Source organism: Anaerobiospirillum sp. NML120448, assembly GCF_023050945.1.
Lineage (GTDB): Bacteria > Pseudomonadota > Gammaproteobacteria > Enterobacterales > Succinivibrionaceae > Anaerobiospirillum.
This window is the reverse complement of record NZ_JALKIM010000003.1, coordinates 19,780-37,537: the sequence shown is the minus strand read 5'-3', so window position 1 is coordinate 37,537 and position 17,758 is coordinate 19,780. Positions and strand designations below refer to the sequence as shown.

The window sequence follows — 17,758 nt, the reverse complement described above, 5'->3', positions numbered from 1 at the left end:
TACTAGTCCTCTAAAGAGCCAAAGTCATAAGAAGCATCATTTTCGGTAGTAAGGCGATTCTTAGCACGACCACCATCTTGAATGTGCTTAACATAGCTGTCTAACAAGTCATCAGCTTGCTTGAGAATTTCAGGGGTAACAATCACACTAATAATGCGCTTAATCTCAATACGATCTAAGAGCTTATTTTCCTTTCTGGCACTGTTACCAGAATTGTTCTTACCTAATAAACCTAAAGAACATAAGTTATCAATGGCCTTGTTTAAGCTATCGTCTAAACGCTTCTCATTGGTAATGTTATGTACAAAGGTTTTTACTAAAGAAATAATCTCAGAGCGCTCTAATACTAAACGACCAAATTGTCCTGACATATCAAACTCTAATAGTCTTTGGCGTAAGATGATAAGCATAAAGCTCTCATAAAACGGTAATGGTCGCTTGCTTAATAGCTGAGGAGGTCTTTGGCCTGCATCAGTAGGCAATTCTTCATCAGTTAAGGAACGTACATAAGCATATCCTGCGTCCTGGTCTACTACTAAACGTAAGAATAGACGACGGCAGAATTCCTCAACTTCACGCTCTTGACGGATTAAGGACTCAAATAAAACCTTATCGTCTTCACGATCAATGTAGTTCTTTAATAAAAATACTACTAAAGCACCAGGCTTCACTAAACGTGTGGTATTTTTAGCACTGCTAGCATTAGCAGCAGCAGCTGCCTCAGCAGACTCAACCGCCTCTACAGACTGGTCTTCATCGCTATACTCACCAGCCATATCATCCTCATATGAGGAGGCAGGACTTAAAGTAAAGCCATCTGCATAGCCATGTTCACCGCCCTTATTTGTTTCTAGCTGACCTAAGAGCTCAGGATAATTTTGTCCATTGTGCTGATTGTTATTAGCACCATTTTCATCATAGATTGACATATAGCTTCCCAAAATCAGAGAAATACACCATTAGCGGCGCTTTAAAGTAAGATGTTTTAACTTTGCAACACGAGCTACTCTATTGCCATCAGGGTCTAATGCCTCCCAGCGATAGAGATCGTAGCGATCAGGATCTTCGATAAGGTCAAATCCCAGCATAGCTAACTTCACATAGGTTGTAAGCTCGGTAATACCATGATCTAAAGGATACTTTTGCACAATGTCGTATAAATCGACCTCGTCAGCGTTATCCATAAACTCACTAATACGGCTAGCTAACAACTCTGGGTTAACCACTACTTGATCAAAGAGCTTATGGTCATCAGCCTTAAATTCGTCCTTTTTAATTTCAGTATTAAACTCTAAACGATCTGATACTGAGGCCAATGGGCGATCATATGGCAAATTAATTTCTGCTCTTGGTATTTCAAGCTCAAATAACTCTGGCGGCAATACCTCTAAACCATCTTCTTTGGTTAAATCGGAAACCTTTTGGGTGATGGATTTAATACGCTCTTTTAAGAAACGATTAGCATCTAAATTAGCAGGCTGTAAGAAGCTCTTAATACGCTTAGTTGAGGCACCCATAATGCGCTCAATGTTTAAACGAGCATTTAGCCATGAATCATGGATATTATGAATACGCTCGTCCTTGTGCAAAGAGGCAACAGCTTTATGGTTAATTAAGTTGTCAATTCTCGTCATAATTAGCTCATCATCAGAGGATGACAGCAATAAACGAGAGAATGCCTTTACTGAGCGACCTTGATCAGTGTTTTCAATGTATTCATTTTGATCAAAGTACTTATCTAACAACTCGCCTCTAGGGCCTGTCCAGTTTAAGATGTCTTGCATAATCTCCTTATCAAGATTACACAAGTTAGCATCTACCTGCCTAAAATCGTCTAAAAGCTCAATGGCATCGTGCTGGAACTGTAAGAAACGCTCACGAATTTGTGAGTCAGAAAGACTGATAACTTCGCCCTTTTTGGCCTTTTCAATCTTTTCATCTAAAGCAGCTCTTTGTGCTAATAAATCGTCCAAGTACATTTGGGCATTGCCCTCAGTACTCATATGAACTTCTTTTAAAATCTCTAAAATTTCTTTAAAGCGGGACTCTGTTGGCACAAAGTTATTAGAGTACTCATTCATGCTCACTACAAAAGAATAGGCTTTTTGTAGTTCTGGAGTAATTTTGTATAAAGGCTCAGTACCTGTTTGACCATCATACTCACAGTAAAAGTAGCGTAGCGACTCTGATGACCATTGGCGTAAGTAGTAAATTGGATCGTCTTTAAGCTCTGCGCTATTTAAACGCTCTTCTTCTTTCTTCTTACGCTCAGCTATCTTTTGGGCTGATAACATAGCACTTTGCATAGCACCATTAGCGCTACCATCGAAACCCTCGCTACCTGCACTAGCCTCTTGTGGCACGCTATCGACATCAGCACCCGATTCTTCCAAATATTCTTGGTAGAAATTACTGTTATCTAAAGAACTACTCTCAACATTGAGATATCCACCATTAATAGTGAAAATAATGTCCTTTAAAATCTCTACTAACTCAGACTCAGGGGCACTAGTACGAGACTGCTTAATATAAGCCTCATGCACAAAAGTTAAAATCACTGGTGCATTATTAGCACAGAGCAAATTCCACGCAGCATTATTCGCTCTGTGGGAGACAAAGAAACGATAATCGATATCCATAAATCAATTTGCGAGACATCACCTTGTTACTTATAACAAGAGGAAAATCGCATCATTCTCCTTAAAAAAGACGACCTTAACAGCCCCTTACCAAACCAAACATAATCAGCTTAAGCTAATAGACTTATAATATGCCTACAGCCCCAATTACAACGCCCGCTCATCTGCCTTAAGCACTTTTTAATGAGCAAGTTATAAAAGCAAAACACCCAACCAAAGCACTTCTAAATGCAATAAACTCTTTTAAAAATCAGGTTGGATTCTATACTTTTGCAAAATGTACATTATATCATTTTTATACTAACCATGTAAAAATTGTGCGATCTTCCACACTATCCTTAAGCTATCTATCATCACCCCCTAAATCCCCCAGCACCTATAAATCAAAACTTTAAACGCCCGCACCTCATAGTATTGCTCATTTCAATGCTTTTCCCATGTCGACTAAAAACCAGACTCTAATACGATTTAAGCCTCTATCATTCAAAATAAAGTTTCACGTTTTTGTTAACATCTTGAGCAAAGCTTTGATCTTTTCAACCAATCTCTAAAACCAAGTTGTCACAACTCAAAATTTTGTGATTACATTAAAAAAATACTTATTTCATTGTGAGGATAATCCCGTAATTAGTACGTTTCCGTCCCTATGCTTAATATCTATATGCTATAATTATTATTATTATTATTTCTGAAACAGGCGTTTGGAGTAAGCAGTTAAATGGTTGCATTTCTTGGGATAACTTTTGTCTTATTAATTATTGTATGGCGTATCTATCGCTTTTTTAAGCCAAACCTTTATAAGTTACAAGATCTTTACTCATCCATCCCAGAGTATGCGCTGTATTATCAATCTGCTATTGAAGTCCCTTCTTATTTTAATGCCCAACAAAGCCCATCTTTTGCTAAAGATAAGGTAGAACAAACGATCTTTTATAGCACTGTCTTTAAGGCTCTATTAACCAATAATTGTCTTAAGACAAGGCTAATTAATCCTAACAATATGCACTTTGTTTGTTTAGCCGCAAATGCCGCTGCTAAAGCAATTGAGTATAAAAAAGGCTCCATTAGAGAACAATACAATTTTGCCTGTGCTATTGTGTGTCTTTTAGCTAAAAAAAGCGCTTTTAAGCATAATGTAGAAGGTTACTGCTCAAACAAGATCGCTGAAATATTAGATAATCAGATAAATATCCTGAGCATTTTTGAGTTTAGAAGCGAATACTATACAGAAGACTTGCAGGTAAATAATAGAAACCTTGCTTTAAGCTGCTCTAATTACGATGAAATATCGTTAAAATCAGAAGTTGATTCTGCCAAGTTACAGTCACAATCTACAGCTCATAATAACGGCAATAAAGAAAATAGCAATTTACCTACCCAGCAAACACCAGCTACAACTTTAAACACTCAAAGCACAAACCAAAATAAGCTTGATGACAGCTTAAGCTCTGACACCAAGAAAGATATTGTTTCTGGCAACAAAGAACTAGCAACTCAAAGAATCAGCCCTACAACAGCAAAAGATAGTGTTAGTGCAACGCCAAAACAATCTCCTGCCAAGGCACTATCTGACACAGTAAACGAACCAGTAATTAGCGATTGGTCATTAGAAAGCCACTATAAAGAAAAAGATGGCTCTCAAAGCTTTGCTAATACACAAGATACAAGCTCTACTTTATACCAAGAGCAAGAGCATGCCCGAGCTCAGTCCCTAGCCAAGGCTCAAGAGCAAGAGCAACGCTCAGCTCAAACTCAAACTCAAGAGTCTATTATCGTTCGTCAAAATGAAGAAGAACGTATTAAGAGTGCTTATGAGAATTTATCAAGCAATCGCAATAACTTTAGATTACTTGATGTTAGCTACTTTAATAAATCAGCATTAGAGGCTTTGGAGTATTTAGAAAAGAACATCAGATCCCTAAGTCGAGTTGGCTTATCCAACATGAGTGAAAATATTAAAAAACCCTTAGAGGACTTTGTTCGTGATGGTCTAAAGCAGAACAAACTCTATGAGGCTGCTCAAAAAATTGAAAAGCAAGATGAGATATTGTTGCAAACCATTTATGCTTTTTCATGGGCTATCTCTCATATTAATCCAAACCGCTATGAGCAGCAGATTTTCACGTTAGAGGCCATTATTGGTTGTCTGTACTTTAAGTGTTTTGATGATGCCTATTCATCAACAGCTGTCATTAAGTCTTACTTAAATGAGATTAAAGAGTCTGATGGCTTAAATGACAATCAAGCATCAAATACACAGCACTCAAATAGCTCTGATATTGGTAGTTCTTCTTATAATTACCCTGAGCAAGACTATGATTATGCGCAAGAAACGGTTAATCGCCTTAACATTAGAGATAGTAGCGTTAATAAGGTTGTTTATAATGCATTTAAGCAATTTACAGCCGAGCAACACAACTATATTGAGGATTTACAACACTACTCTTTACAAAAAGCCAAGGCTATGGAACTTCTTAAAACTAATCTTAGTTCCATTGTGTCTTTGAGCGAGCATATGCTTGATGAAGAGAGTAAAGCTAAGTTCATTCAATTCGTCCACGATAAACTCAATGAATACCATCTTTATGAAGATGCAAAAGAGCTATATTTAAAAGATAGTCTTAAACAACAAGTTGTTAACTACTTTTCCTTTGCCATGTTCTTAGCACAAGGAAATTTGCAGGAGCAAAAGATATTTGCTTTAGAGGCCATGCTAATTTGTTGCTTTTATGATGGCTTTGAGACTATTGAAGACTATATCAACTTAACCTTGTCTGAAAGTTTTGATTCTGAGAACGAGTTAGAAAGTGATGCCATTGCAAATCAAAATAACGAACCAGCTTCACAAGAAAGCTATGAGTTAAGCAGTGATCAATCTAACCAAGACATTAAGGATAGATTAGAGCCAGACATGTCTCTTGAGACTGCTACTAAACCAGAGCATGAACAAAATAAGGCTATGGAGCAAAGCTCAAGTCAAAGCTCCATTAGCAATCCAGACAGCGACTTAAAACCAAACTCTCAGGCATTAAATGCTAATAGCAGTTTAGAGAGTACGCAAACTATGGCTTCTGACAATAGAGATCAATCTAACCAAGACATTAAGGATAGATCAGAGCCTGACATGCCGCTTGAGACTGCTACTAAACCAGAGCACGAACAAACTAAGGCTATGGAGCAAAGCTCAAGTCAAAGCTCTATCAGTAAGCCTGACAGCGACTTAAAACCAAGCTCTCAGGCAATAAATGCTAATAGCAGTTTAGAGAGTGCGTCAACTACAGCATCTGACAATAGAGATCAATCTAACCAAGACATTAAGGATAGATTCGAGCCAGACATGCCGCTTGAGACTGCTACTAAACCAGAGCACGAACAAACTAAGGCTATGGAGCAAAGCTCAAGTCAAAGCTCTATCAGTAATCCTGACAGCGGCTTAAAACCAAACTCTCAGACATTAAATGCTAATAGTAGTTTAGAGAGTGCGCAAACTATAGCCTCTCAAACAAGCCATCAGCCAGAAAGCTATCTTACTGAAAGTTCCTCATCAAGCATTAGGCAAAGCTCAAACTCTGGCTCTGGCTATGGTTCTGGTTCTGGCTATAGATCCGTTTCTAATTTAGGGGCAAGCTCAGCTCATGGTAATAGCAATTCTTTAGCAAGAAATATGCATTCTAGTGCTAATAGCATTAGCAGTGGCAGTGGCAGTGGCAATAACAACAACAGAAATACTGTTGTTGTATTAAGGCGCAATATTTCTGCTAATAAGAAAGGTAGCTTAACTAATTTAGGCTTAAGTGAGCAGTATGATAAGTATGCTAATAGTGGACTGTCCATTACTCGTAGCCCACAAAAGCCATATAAGTATTTAAATCAACGTCAATACAATGATATACAGCATAAGAGTAATGATTTAGATACTCCACCAAAGACTGCCCCTCGAGTATTTACTGCTAATAAGCCATCAAGCTCTTTGTATGAGGACATTAGCAATGATATTCGCTCTAGCAAAGGCTACAACACCACTACTTTTAGACCTAAGCAAAACTTAGAGGCTTATGCTCCAAGTGAAGAGGAAATCTTTAAGCTCTCTAATAGTAATCCTACTTCTAAGAAGCATGATTTATCTAATATAAGAAGATTATGCATAGAGGAAAATCGCACCCCAAGCTGGTTTAGACGCAAACCAAGTTGGATTAAAGATAAAGATAACTCTGTGTTTGCTAATTGGCTTCATGATGTTTTGCGTGATCAATTTGATATTGACCTCAACAAATTGTCCATTGATCAACAACAGTTAATTGCACAAGTTGCCTTAGGCTTGGCTTCCAGTATGGAAAACGCAGGCGGTGAGCGTGAGGTTCAAATGATCTATATTAAGAACTTCTTTAGGCAAAAATTTACTAAAGAGCAAATAGAGTCTTTTAACAAGTTGCAAGATTATCTTGAGCATATATAAGGCCCAGCGAGCCCTGCTAAAACTCATACTCTTTTTCACATCAAAGAGCATGTAGATGCAAGCTAAAAACGTACTCTAAAAACTATCTAAAGGCCTTATTAATATGAGGCCTTTTTGATTATGTACCAAGATCTGAAAGCTCATAGAGAAGTATGTAAAGATGATACTTTACACATGGTTGCTGGTCGTACCGTACAGTTTTATACCAAAAAACTAGTCTCTTTCCTCAAAGAGCTAGACTATAACAATCTCTCTAAAGGTATTGTTCAAAATAGCTCAGGAAAAGTTTTGATGAGTAAAGCGGAAACTGTCTACAAAAAACCAATTTTTATAAAAAAATATTTAATCAGTAGGAATAGATACAGTTTTCAATATCTAGAGATCACTCATAAATGGCTTATATATCTTATTGGCACGGTTTTTGAAAAAAAAAAAAAAACTATGACAATAGTGGCGATAAAATTTATGTAAGCACAAAAAATCACCGCAAGAGATTTTGAGTGGTAATCAGCAAATTTTATTTCTGCTGTAAGTTTTGCTTAAGCAAATACCCCCCCCCTCAAGCTGGTGAGTTAATAAAAGGCATTAGCTGTTAATTGTTCTTGCCTTTAAACAACTATATAAAGTTAATAAGAAGGGTATAATTATGGCAGTTTACGTAAATACCAACGTTTCTTCCTTAAATGGCCGCCGCTATTTAAATAACGTCCAGAACCAACTCACTACTACTTACCAGCGCTTATCTTCTGGCATGCGTATTAACTCTGCAAAGGACGACGCAGCTGGTTTACAAATTGCTGACCGTTTAACCACTCAAATCAATGGTTTAAATCAAGGTAACCGTAATACTAATGATGGTATTGCTTTAGCTCAGACCATCGAAGGTGCTCTTGATGAGACCACCAATATGCTCCAAAAGATCCGCACCTTGGCTGTACAATCTGCTAACGGCACCAACACCTCAGATGATCGTGTTGCTTTAGCAAAAGAAGGCACTGCTTTAGTTGCTGAAATTACCCGTATTGCTGAGCAAACCAAGTTTGGTGGCAAGACTGTATTAAATGGTGCAACCAGTGCAAATACCATTTATGGCTCTCAAGTTGCTACAGCTGATAGAAGCAAAGGCGCTAAGATGACTATTCAAGTAGGTGCCAACAACAAAGATGAAATTTCTTTTGATGTTGCTGCATTTACCTTTAAAGACATTTTAGGTCAAGTTAAGGGTGCTGGCGGTGGTAATGCTACCAAGGCAGCTAACGCTACTGCTGTTTTATTAAGCACCGCATCAGGCGCAAAAGCTGCTATTGACCTTATGGACGCAATGATTGCAAAGGTAGATAGCCAGCGTTCAGGCTTAGGTGCCATCCAAAATCGTCTTGAGTCCTCAATCCGCAACCAGTCTAACGTAGCTGCTAACCAGTCTGATGCACGTGCACGTATTCGTGATGCTGATTTCGCTGAAGAGTCTGCAAACTTAAGCCAACAGTCTATCATTCAGCAAGCTGCTACCTCTATGTTAATGCAGGCTAACAGCCGTCCACAATTAGCCCTTTCAATGCTTGGCTAATTTAATTAAATATCCAAATTAATTTTGGATAGAAGGCATGAACCTATTTGAGTTCATGCCCTTTTAAAACCAACTATATAAAGTTAATAAGAAGGGCATAATTATGGCAGTTTATGTAAATACTAACGTTTCTTCCTTAAATGGCCGCCGCTATTTAAACAACGTTCAGAACCAGTTAACCACTACTTACCAGCGCTTAAGCTCTGGCATGCGTATTAACTCTGCAAAAGATGACGCAGCTGGCTTACAAATCGCAGACCGTTTAACCACTCAAATCAATGGTTTAAATCAAGGTAACCGTAACACTAATGATGGTATTGCTTTAGCTCAGACCATTGAAGGTGCTCTTGATGAGACCACCAACATGCTTCAGAAGATTCGTACTTTAGCTGTACAGTCTGCTAACGGCACCAATACCAAAGAAGATCGTGAAGCTTTAAAGGCTGAAGGCACTTCTTTAATGACCGAAATCACTCGTATTGCAAACCAGACAAAGTTTGGTGGCAAGACTGTTTTAGTTGGTGCAACAGCTGGCTCTATTTTCAACACAGCAGCACAAGGCGCAACTCACACTGCAGGAAAGATTACTTTACAAGTTGGTGCTAACAATAAGGATGAAATCTCCTTTGACGTTTCAAACTTCAGATTCTCTGCGATTTTAAGTGCTGTTGATAAAACCAACAAAACAGCTTTCACTGCTGCTAACGGACTTCAATTACAGACTGCTTCTGGTGCAAAGGCTGTTATCGATCTCATGGATAAGATGATTTCTTATGTTGATAACCAGCGTTCAGGCTTAGGTGCCATCCAGAATCGTCTTGAGTCTTCTATCCGCAATCAAGCTAATGTTGCCGCTAACCAGTCTGATGCACGTAGCCGTATTCGTGATGCTGATTTCGCTGAAGAGTCTGCAAACTTAAGCCAGCAGTCAATCATTCAGCAAGCTGCAACCTCTATGCTCATGCAGGCTAACAGCCGTCCACAATTAGCCCTTTCAATGCTTGGCTAATTTAATTAAATATCCAAATTAATTTTGGATAGAAGGCATGAACCTATTTGAGTTCATGCCTTTTAAAACCAACTATATAAAGTTAATAAGAAGGGCATAATTATGGCAGTTTATGTAAATACTAACGTTTCTTCCTTAAATGGCCGCCGCTATTTAAACAACGTTCAGAACCAGTTAACTACTACTTACCAGCGCTTAAGCTCTGGCATGCGTATTAACTCTGCTAAAGACGACGCAGCTGGCTTACAAATCGCTGACCGTTTAACCACTCAAATCAATGGTTTAAATCAAGGTAACCGTAATACTAATGATGGTATTGCTTTAGCTCAGACCATCGAAGGCGCTCTTGATGAGACCACCAACATGCTTCAGAAGATTCGTACTTTAGCTGTACAGTCTGCTAACGGTACCAATACTAAAGAAGATCGCACCGCACTTCAAAGCGAAGGCAACCAATTATTATCTGAAATTACTCGTATTGCTGAGCAAACTAAGTTTGGTGGCAAGACCATTCTCAATGGCGCAACCAGTGCAGATACCATTTATGGCTCTCAGGCTGATAAGGCATCTAAAGGTGCCAAAATGACACTTCAAGTTGGCGCTAATAATAAGGATGAAATTTCTTTTGATGTAGGCTATTTTACATTCAAGGGAATTTATGATCAGGTTAAAGGCACTACAGGTACAAAGGGCGTTAACCAAAATGTAAATTCATTGAATCTTGATACCGCCTCTGGTGCTAAAGAAGTAATCACCCTTATGGATGCTATGATTGCAAAGGTTGATAATCAGCGTTCAGGCTTAGGTGCTATCCAGAATCGTCTTGAGTCATCTATCCGTAACCAGTCCAACGTTGCTGCTAATCAGTCTGACGCTCGCAGCCGTATTCGTGACGCTGACTTTGCTGAGGAGTCTGCAAACTTAAGCCAGCAGTCTATCATTCAGCAAGCTGCTACCTCTATGTTAATGCAGGCTAACAGCCGTCCACAATTAGCTCTCTCAATGTTAGGCTAATTGTAAGAGTCAGATGAACTTAAAAAATCAGTTTAAACGCTGATTTTATACCGATTACCTCTATATACCTAGGCTCTTACATAAATTATGTGGGGGCCTTATTTATTCTTATTATTTAATTTATAGCTAACGTTTAAATCTTTAAAAAGTTCTAAACATACTTCTTCTTCGGATTTAGCACTGCCTTAGTTCTTATATAAAGATTTGTTTAGCAAATCTCTTCTAGCAGTTATTGCTGTTATTTGAAGGCATGAGATTGTAGTTTGTTTTAATCATTTTGCTCATGTCTTTATTCTACTATGCACATAAGAGGCGAATATTATGGCAGTTTATGTAAATACTAACGTTTCATCCTTAAATGGCCGCCGCTATTTAAATAACGTTCAGAACCAATTAACCACTACTTACCAGCGCTTAAGCTCTGGCATGCGTATTAACTCTGCTAAAGACGACGCAGCAGGCTTACAAATTGCTGATCGTTTAACCACTCAAATCAATGGTTTAAATCAAGGTAACCGTAATTCAAACGATGGTATCGCCCTTGCTCAGACCGTCGAAGGTGCTCTTGATGAAACCTCTAATATGCTCCAAAAAATTCGTACCTTAGCTGTTCAAGCAGCAAACGGCACCAATACTGCTGATGACCGTGGTGCTCTAAGCAAGGAAGCTAATTCATTAGTACAAGAAATTACTCGTATTGCTGAAGATACCAAGTTCGGTGGCAAACATATGTTAATTGGCGCTACTGCTGGCTCTATTTACAATACAGCAGCTCAAGGTGCTACACATGAAAAAGGCTCTGTTACCTTACAAGTTGGCGCTAATAATGGAGATGAAATTTCATTTACTGTAAATAACATGAAATTTAGTGTTATTGCAGAAAGAGCTGGCGCTGATGGCGGCGACGGTTTCGATGCAGGTGCTGTTGTTCTTAGCACTGCCAGTGCTGCTAAAGATGTTATTGACATGATGGACAAGATGATTGCTGATGTTGATTCACAACGTTCAGGCTTAGGTGCCATCCAGAATCGTCTTGAGTCCTCTATCCGTAACCAAGCTAATGTAGCTGCTAACCAGTCTGACGCTCGCAGCCGTATTCGTGATGCTGACTTTGCTGAAGAGTCTGCAAACTTAAGCCAGCAGTCAATCATTCAGCAAGCTGCTACCTCTATGTTAATGCAGGCTAACAGCCGTCCACAATTAGCCCTTTCAATGCTTGGCTAATTTAATTAAATATCCAAATTAATTTTGGATAGAAGGCATGAACCTATTTTAGTTCATGCCTTTTAAAACCAACTATATAAAGTTAATAAGAAGGCATAATTATGGCAGTTTATGTAAATACTAACGTTTCTTCCCTAAATGGCCGCCGCTATTTAAATAACGTTCAGAACCAATTAACCACTACTTACCAGCGTTTAAGCTCTGGCATGCGTATTAACTCTGCTAAAGACGACGCAGCAGGCTTACAAATTGCTGACCGTTTAACCACTCAAATCAACGGTTTAAATCAAGGTAACCGTAACACTAATGATGGTATTGCTTTAGCTCAGACCATTGAAGGTGCTCTTGATGAGACCTCAAATATGCTTCAAAAGATTCGTACTTTAGCTGTACAATCTGCTAACGGCACCAATACTAAAGAAGATCGTGATGCATTAAATGCAGAAGCACAATCTCTTCAAGCTGAAATTACCCGTATTGCACAACAAACAAAGTTTGGTGGAAAGACTGTTCTTAATGGTGCATCAAGCGCTGACACTATTTACGGCACTCAAGCTAATGGTTCAAAAGGTGGCAAAATGAACATTCAGGTTGGTGCTAACAATAAGGATGAAATTTCATTTAGTGTTGGAGTTTTTACATTCAGTAAGATCGTATCAGCAGCTATTGCAGGTAATGCAAATATTGGCTTCTCAGCTGGTAAAGTTGTTTTAGGTGCAGCTTCTAAGGCTAAAGCAGTAATTGATCTTATGGATGCAATGATCGCTAAAGTTGATAACCAACGCTCAGGCTTAGGTGCCATCCAGAATCGTCTTGAGTCCTCAATCCGCAACCAGTCTAACGTAGCTGCTAACCAGTCTGACGCTCGCAGCCGTATTCGTGACGCTGACTTTGCTGAGGAATCTGCAAACTTAAGCCAGCAGTCAATCATTCAGCAAGCTGCTACTTCCATGTTAATGCAGGCTAACAGCCGTCCACAATTAGCTCTCTCAATGTTAGGCTAATTGTAAGAATCAGTAAGACTTAAAAATCAGTTTAAACGCTGATTTATAACCGATTACCTCTATATACATAGGCTCTTACATAAATTATGTGGGGGCCTTCTTAGTTTTTATAGTCTTATTAAGTTTTTAATTGTATTTGCTTTCGATTAAATTCCTTGTCTTTGTACTTGCCCTAAAGATTTAAGTTTTTATATGAAGTTTTGCTTATTAACCTCTCCTAACCAGTGGTTTATTAGCTATGCAGAGAAGTTTTCCTCTGATGCCAATATCCCTTTGTTTTTCAAGCATGAAGACATCCCAAATGACTTCGATACTGTGTTCATTCTTTCTTATCACCGCATCATTAGTCAAGAATTTCTATCCAAGCATAAGCACAATATCGTAGTGCATGCAGCTGATTTACCTCAAGGTAAAGGCTGGGCTCCTATTGCTTGGCAAATTTTAGAGGGAAAGAACGAGATAGTCTTTACTCTTTTTGAAGCTGATGCAAGTGCCGATAACGGACCTTTCTATTTGAAAAAGACAGTTAAATTGACTGGCTATGAGCTCAATGATGAGATTAGAGCCATACAGGCACAAACCTGTATCGATTTATGCCAAGAATTTATTAATAGCTATCCAAACATTACAGCTACTGAGCAGTCAGGCATAGAGAGCTTTTATCGCAAGCGCAATGCTCAAGATAGTGAGCTTGATATCAACAAGAGTATTAATGAGCAGTTTAACCTTTTACGTGTTGTGGATAACGATAACTACCCTGCCTTCTTTTACAAAGACAATCACAAATACATCGTAAAAATCTATCAGGCAGATTAGCCATAGTTTATGGCAGCTAATCATTTTTGAGGCAATTAGTATAATATGGTAGGCAATATGTATCTTGATTAATGTGTATTAGTTCTTTCACTAGCCTCAATTTAAACTCATGAACAAAGTGATGTCCTGTCTTAATCCTCAAGCTCTATTTGATGAGCTTTTCCCTTTATGCCGTTCGCTTACTGGCGTAGGCTACGAGCAATCATTAGCTATTTTGCAGCGTTATATTCCTTTTAAGATTGAGGAGTATCCTTGTGGCAGCCAAGTTTTTGATTGGACAGTACCTCAATATTGGACGCTAAATCGAGCTACTTTAAAAGATTTACAGGGCAATATCATTCTTGATACTGATGTTAACCCAATGCATGTCGTTAACTATTCTGAGCCTTTTAAAGGCGAGGTAAGTTTAGACGAGTTACAAAAGCATCTTTACTCTGACCCTAAAAATCCTAGTGCTATTCCTTATGTTTTCTCTTATTACAATAAGAGATGGGGCTTTTGCTTAAGCCACAACCAAAGAGAGCAGCTCTGTGACGATCGCTATATAGTTGAAATTGATACTATTAAGAGTGATCAAGGTGCTGTAAAGATTGGTGTATGTGATCTACCAGGACAAAGCGATAAGATAGTACAGATATCAGCTTATTTATGCCATCCAAACATGATGAATAATGAGCTGTCAGGGCCTATTGGACAAGTATTTTTGTACCACTTACTAAAGGCCATGCCTAATCGCAAATACACCTATCGCTTTGTAATTAATCCAGAAACCATTGGTGCTATTTGCTACCTTTCTGCACATGCTCAAGAGCTTAAAGACAAGCTCTCTTATGGCATGGTACTTACCTGCATTGCCTCTCCTTATAATACTCACACCCAAAATCTTGATGCTATTGCCAAGAATATCCAGCCTATTAATTTAGAACAACCTTATTTTGAATTAGTAGATGCTATTTCTAAGAGCTATGAGCATAACTTCTTAGAGCTTCCTCTGTCCTTTAAAATGACCAGACAGAGTATGATTGATGAATTTAAGGCCTATCTTGAGCAATTAAAGGACAATAAGCAGCACCTTAATACTCAAGTTAATACCAATAAGGGCTCCATTAAGGCAAAAGAACTCACCAAGAGTTTACAAAAAGCTACTAGTACAGAGATTAAGTCGTGTGAAAACAATCAATCAAATGAAAGCTATATTTGTCCTGAGCTTTTTGATAAAAATATCTCTGATGAGCAAAAACTATCCTTGTATGCTCAAAGTGATAGGATGTATGACGTCCTTTGGTGCCCTAATTATCATGATTTAGACAGTGTAGTACCTCATGGTAGTCAGTATCAATTTAACTACAGCTACGATATTGATAATTCTCTGGCAACCTTGGCAAATTCTTGTAAAGATCGCATTTCTCTTCGTCGTTTTAGTCCAACCTCTGGCTCTGATGAGCGCCAATATTGCTCAGCTTTACTAAATCTACCTATGGTACAAGTAACCCGTACCCAATATGCTAGCTATTATGAGTACCATACTTCTAATGACAACCAAAGTATTTTCTCTTTAGATAGTATTGTAGATTCAGCCTTAGGTATTTTCCGATGTTTGCAATATTTAGAGAGACATGATGAAAAACCATGTATTAGCGTTTATTGTGAGCCACAATTAGGCAAACGTGGTTTATATCCTGATATTAATTGTCCTAAGGTAAGAGCTGCTCGTAATAGCCGTATTAATAGTTTCGAAACCTTACTCACTCTGCTTAATATGAGCGATGGATCGTTTACTATCGATGAATTAGCTATTTTTGCTCAAGTAAGCCCCCTCGATCTTATTGAGTTGATTGAACATCTTGATAAGGGTGGCGTATTAAGACCATCAACTTAAGCTTAAACTAAATTGCTAAAACATTGTTAGCTAATAATATGAGAGTCTTACAGTTAATACTGCATCATTTAAGGAATTGCCCTCATGTCTGTTGTTATCATTACTGGAGACCATCCACGTCACTTATACTTTGCTCATGAGCTTTGTAACAGTGGCAAAGTTTGCGGCATTATTTACGAAAAACGAGCCCCTTTTATTCAGACTGCTGATGATTTTGGCGTGTTGGATGCACACCTGGCCACCCTTACCAATCATCACTTTAAGGCTCGTGCCGAGGCTGAGGAGCACTTCTTTGGCACTTGTAGCAAGGTAAGCTCTATCCCTACCTTAACTGTAGAGCAAAGTGAGCTTAACTCTGATAAGGTTATTGCCTTTTTACAAGCTCAAAAGCCAAGCTTAGTTCTATCTTATGGCTGTCATAAGCTTAGCGCCGAACTAATGGCCAGTGTAGCCACTTGTCGCTTTTGGAATACCCATGGAGGCTTCTCTCCTGACTATAGAGGCGTGGCCACTCATTTTTGGCCAAGCTATATGTTGGAAGTTGAAATGACTGGTATGACTTTACATGAGACTACTGACTTTATTGATGGTGGCTCAGTAATTTACCAGACAGGCTATGATTTGACTAAAGATGATACTTTACACATGGTAGCTGGTCGTACCGTACAGTTTTATACCAAAAAACTAGTATCTTTCCTCCAAGATCTAGACTACAACCATCTACCTCAAGGTATTGTTCAAAAGAGCTCAGGAAAAGTTTGGATGAGTAATGACTGGCGACCAGAGCACTTAAGACTGATTTATGATTTTTATCAGGATAATATTGTAAATCTCACCATTAATGGTGAGCTTAAAGGACGTAAGCCTAAGCTAGTTAATGCTCTAAGCGAGCAAATTAAGATTTAAGTTTACAAAATTACTACTCCCTAAGCCCATTTAACTGTATCAGGATAAGTGGGCTTTTTTGACTTTAGCCTAACCACTAGGGCTAGTTTGATAGGTAAAAGCGTGATTAAGCTCAATTAAGTACATTACAAACTATTACAAAACTTGTTTTAATTAACCATAAGCTGCACAATGAGGGCGTTTTGTTTTAGTAGTCAGCTATTATGTTAATTTCGGTCAAGGAGTGCATTTGTGAGTAAGCATGCTGTAATTTTATATACCATAGGATCACCTGATACCTTAACTCCTGCCTGTACCAGGGATTTTTTAAACCGCTTCTTATCTGATAAGTTAGTAGTAAAACTTCCTAGATTCTTATGGCAGCCTATTTTACAGACCATGATTTTGCGCTCTCGTCCAGCTCGATTAGTTGACCGTTACCAAAAAATTTTTGTTGATGGCAAAAACCCTTATTTAGCTGATATGGAGCTTTTATGCTCTAAGCTCAAAGCATATCTGGAAAACTTACCTCAATCCCCTAAAGATAACGACGAGCTAGCCTCTGACCCTAGCTCTGAGTATACAGTTGTTCCTGCTTATGCTTATACAGGTGAGGGTCTTAGTGCTATTGCTGAAAACTTTTTAAATCAGGGCATTAACAAGATCACTGTTATTCCGCTTTTTCCTCAATACTCTGATACTACCTCTAAGCGTCCTCGCCTAGAGTTATTGGATTTAAAGAATACCAATCCTCAGGCCAATTTATCTATTGTTCATAGCTACCCAACTAATGACATTTACATTAAGGCTGTAGCTCAAATGGCTAAGAGCCATTTAGAAGACGAGCGCACCCACTTACTTATTACTTACCATAGCTTGCCTCAAAGCTACATTACAATGGGTGATCCTTATGTCAATGAAACTAGCGCTACTACCAACGCTATTGTAAAAGAATTAGGTTTACCAAAAGAGCGTTACTCGGTAGCTTTCCAAAGCAAGATGGGCCCAATGCCTTGGCTTAAGCCATACCTCGAGGATCATGTTGATGATATTCAAGCTAAAGGCGTTAATAAGCTAGTGGTACTAGCACCAGGCTTTAGCACCGACTGTTTAGAAACCCTTTATGATTTAGATATTAATTTGAAAGAGCAGTTTTTAAATCATGGAGGAGAGAGCTTTACTTATGTTCCATGTCTTAATGCTACCGATGAACAAGTAAAGTTGATGGCTGATTTACTGTTAAATCACGCAACTAAGCTGTAGTA

Annotated in this window: 13 protein-coding genes; 11 read left to right on the top strand and 2 right to left on the bottom strand. The window is 38.5% G+C overall.

The annotated features are described in order from the left end of the window. Positions 1 to 2 precede the first annotated feature (2 nt). Both MXE38_RS01150 and MXE38_RS01145 read right to left on the bottom strand, forming a co-directional pair. Positions 3 to 929: a DUF4194 domain-containing protein gene (locus MXE38_RS01150; protein WP_246910214.1), complete on the bottom strand. Its 927-nt coding sequence runs from the start codon at positions 927 to 929 to the stop codon at positions 3 to 5. Between the two features lie 30 nt (positions 930 to 959). Next, complete coding sequence (locus MXE38_RS01145) at positions 960 to 2,639, bottom strand: DUF3375 family protein (protein ID WP_246910211.1); 1,680 nt, start codon at positions 2,637 to 2,639, stop codon at positions 960 to 962. A 718-nt stretch (positions 2,640 to 3,357) separates the two neighbouring features. Between MXE38_RS01145 and MXE38_RS01140 the strand changes: the two genes are divergently transcribed. From MXE38_RS01140 to hemH, 11 genes are all read left to right on the top strand, one after another. Beyond that, a complete protein-coding gene (locus MXE38_RS01140; protein WP_246910209.1) occupies positions 3,358 to 7,095 on the top strand; it encodes a hypothetical protein in 3,738 nt (1,245 codons plus the stop codon). 120 nt (positions 7,096 to 7,215) lie between these two features. After that, entirely contained in the window at positions 7,216 to 7,566 is a 351-nt protein-coding gene (locus MXE38_RS01135) for a hypothetical protein (protein WP_246910207.1), read from the top strand. A gap of 175 nt (positions 7,567 to 7,741) precedes the next feature. Further along, entirely contained in the window at positions 7,742 to 8,662 is a 921-nt protein-coding gene (locus tag MXE38_RS01130) for a flagellin (protein ID WP_246910205.1), read from the top strand. A 103-nt stretch (positions 8,663 to 8,765) separates the two neighbouring features. Next, positions 8,766 to 9,671 carry a flagellin gene (locus tag MXE38_RS01125; RefSeq protein WP_246910202.1) on the top strand — a complete coding sequence of 302 codons (906 nt, stop codon included), beginning with the start codon at positions 8,766 to 8,768 and terminating at the stop codon, positions 9,669 to 9,671. A gap of 102 nt (positions 9,672 to 9,773) precedes the next feature. Further along, a complete protein-coding gene (locus tag MXE38_RS01120) occupies positions 9,774 to 10,685 on the top strand; it encodes a flagellin (RefSeq protein ID WP_246910199.1) in 912 nt (303 codons plus the stop codon). 321 nt (positions 10,686 to 11,006) lie between these two features. Further along, entirely contained in the window at positions 11,007 to 11,909 is a 903-nt protein-coding gene (locus MXE38_RS01115; protein ID WP_246910197.1) for a flagellin, read from the top strand. A 101-nt stretch (positions 11,910 to 12,010) separates the two neighbouring features. Beyond that, positions 12,011 to 12,913, top strand: coding sequence for a flagellin (locus MXE38_RS01110; RefSeq protein ID WP_246910195.1), 903 nt, complete (start codon positions 12,011 to 12,013; stop codon positions 12,911 to 12,913). Positions 12,914 to 13,105: 192 nt separating this feature from the next. Continuing rightward, entirely contained in the window at positions 13,106 to 13,729 is a 624-nt protein-coding gene (locus tag MXE38_RS01105; RefSeq protein ID WP_246910192.1) for a formyltransferase family protein, read from the top strand. Between the two features lie 109 nt (positions 13,730 to 13,838). Continuing rightward, a complete protein-coding gene (locus MXE38_RS01100) occupies positions 13,839 to 15,608 on the top strand; it encodes a DUF4910 domain-containing protein (RefSeq protein WP_246910190.1) in 1,770 nt (589 codons plus the stop codon). An 84-nt stretch (positions 15,609 to 15,692) separates the two neighbouring features. After that, entirely contained in the window at positions 15,693 to 16,514 is an 822-nt protein-coding gene (locus tag MXE38_RS01095; protein WP_246910188.1) for a formyl transferase, read from the top strand. 231 nt (positions 16,515 to 16,745) lie between these two features. Continuing rightward, positions 16,746 to 17,756, top strand: a complete 1,011-nt coding sequence (gene hemH, locus MXE38_RS01090; RefSeq protein ID WP_246910186.1) for a ferrochelatase — start codon at positions 16,746 to 16,748, stop codon at positions 17,754 to 17,756. Positions 17,757 to 17,758: the final 2 nt, after the last annotated feature.

What these genes read in the sequence shown, in the direction of transcription:
- MXE38_RS01150 (WP_246910214.1), bottom strand. Translation starts at nt 929, where the DNA reads ATGTCAATCTATGATGAAAATGGTGCTAATAACAATCAGCACAATGGA.
- MXE38_RS01145 (WP_246910211.1), bottom strand. Translation starts at nt 2,639, where the DNA reads ATGGATATCGATTATCGTTTCTTTGTCTCCCACAGAGCGAATAATGCT.
- MXE38_RS01140 (WP_246910209.1), top strand. Translation starts at nt 3,358, where the DNA reads ATGGTTGCATTTCTTGGGATAACTTTTGTCTTATTAATTATTGTATGG.
- MXE38_RS01135 (WP_246910207.1), top strand. Translation starts at nt 7,216, where the DNA reads ATGTACCAAGATCTGAAAGCTCATAGAGAAGTATGTAAAGATGATACT.
- MXE38_RS01130 (WP_246910205.1), top strand. Translation starts at nt 7,742, where the DNA reads ATGGCAGTTTACGTAAATACCAACGTTTCTTCCTTAAATGGCCGCCGC.
- MXE38_RS01125 (WP_246910202.1), top strand. Translation starts at nt 8,766, where the DNA reads ATGGCAGTTTATGTAAATACTAACGTTTCTTCCTTAAATGGCCGCCGC.
- MXE38_RS01120 (WP_246910199.1), top strand. Translation starts at nt 9,774, where the DNA reads ATGGCAGTTTATGTAAATACTAACGTTTCTTCCTTAAATGGCCGCCGC.
- MXE38_RS01115 (WP_246910197.1), top strand. Translation starts at nt 11,007, where the DNA reads ATGGCAGTTTATGTAAATACTAACGTTTCATCCTTAAATGGCCGCCGC.
- MXE38_RS01110 (WP_246910195.1), top strand. Translation starts at nt 12,011, where the DNA reads ATGGCAGTTTATGTAAATACTAACGTTTCTTCCCTAAATGGCCGCCGC.
- MXE38_RS01105 (WP_246910192.1), top strand. Translation starts at nt 13,106, where the DNA reads ATGAAGTTTTGCTTATTAACCTCTCCTAACCAGTGGTTTATTAGCTAT.
- MXE38_RS01100 (WP_246910190.1), top strand. Translation starts at nt 13,839, where the DNA reads ATGAACAAAGTGATGTCCTGTCTTAATCCTCAAGCTCTATTTGATGAG.
- MXE38_RS01095 (WP_246910188.1), top strand. Translation starts at nt 15,693, where the DNA reads ATGTCTGTTGTTATCATTACTGGAGACCATCCACGTCACTTATACTTT.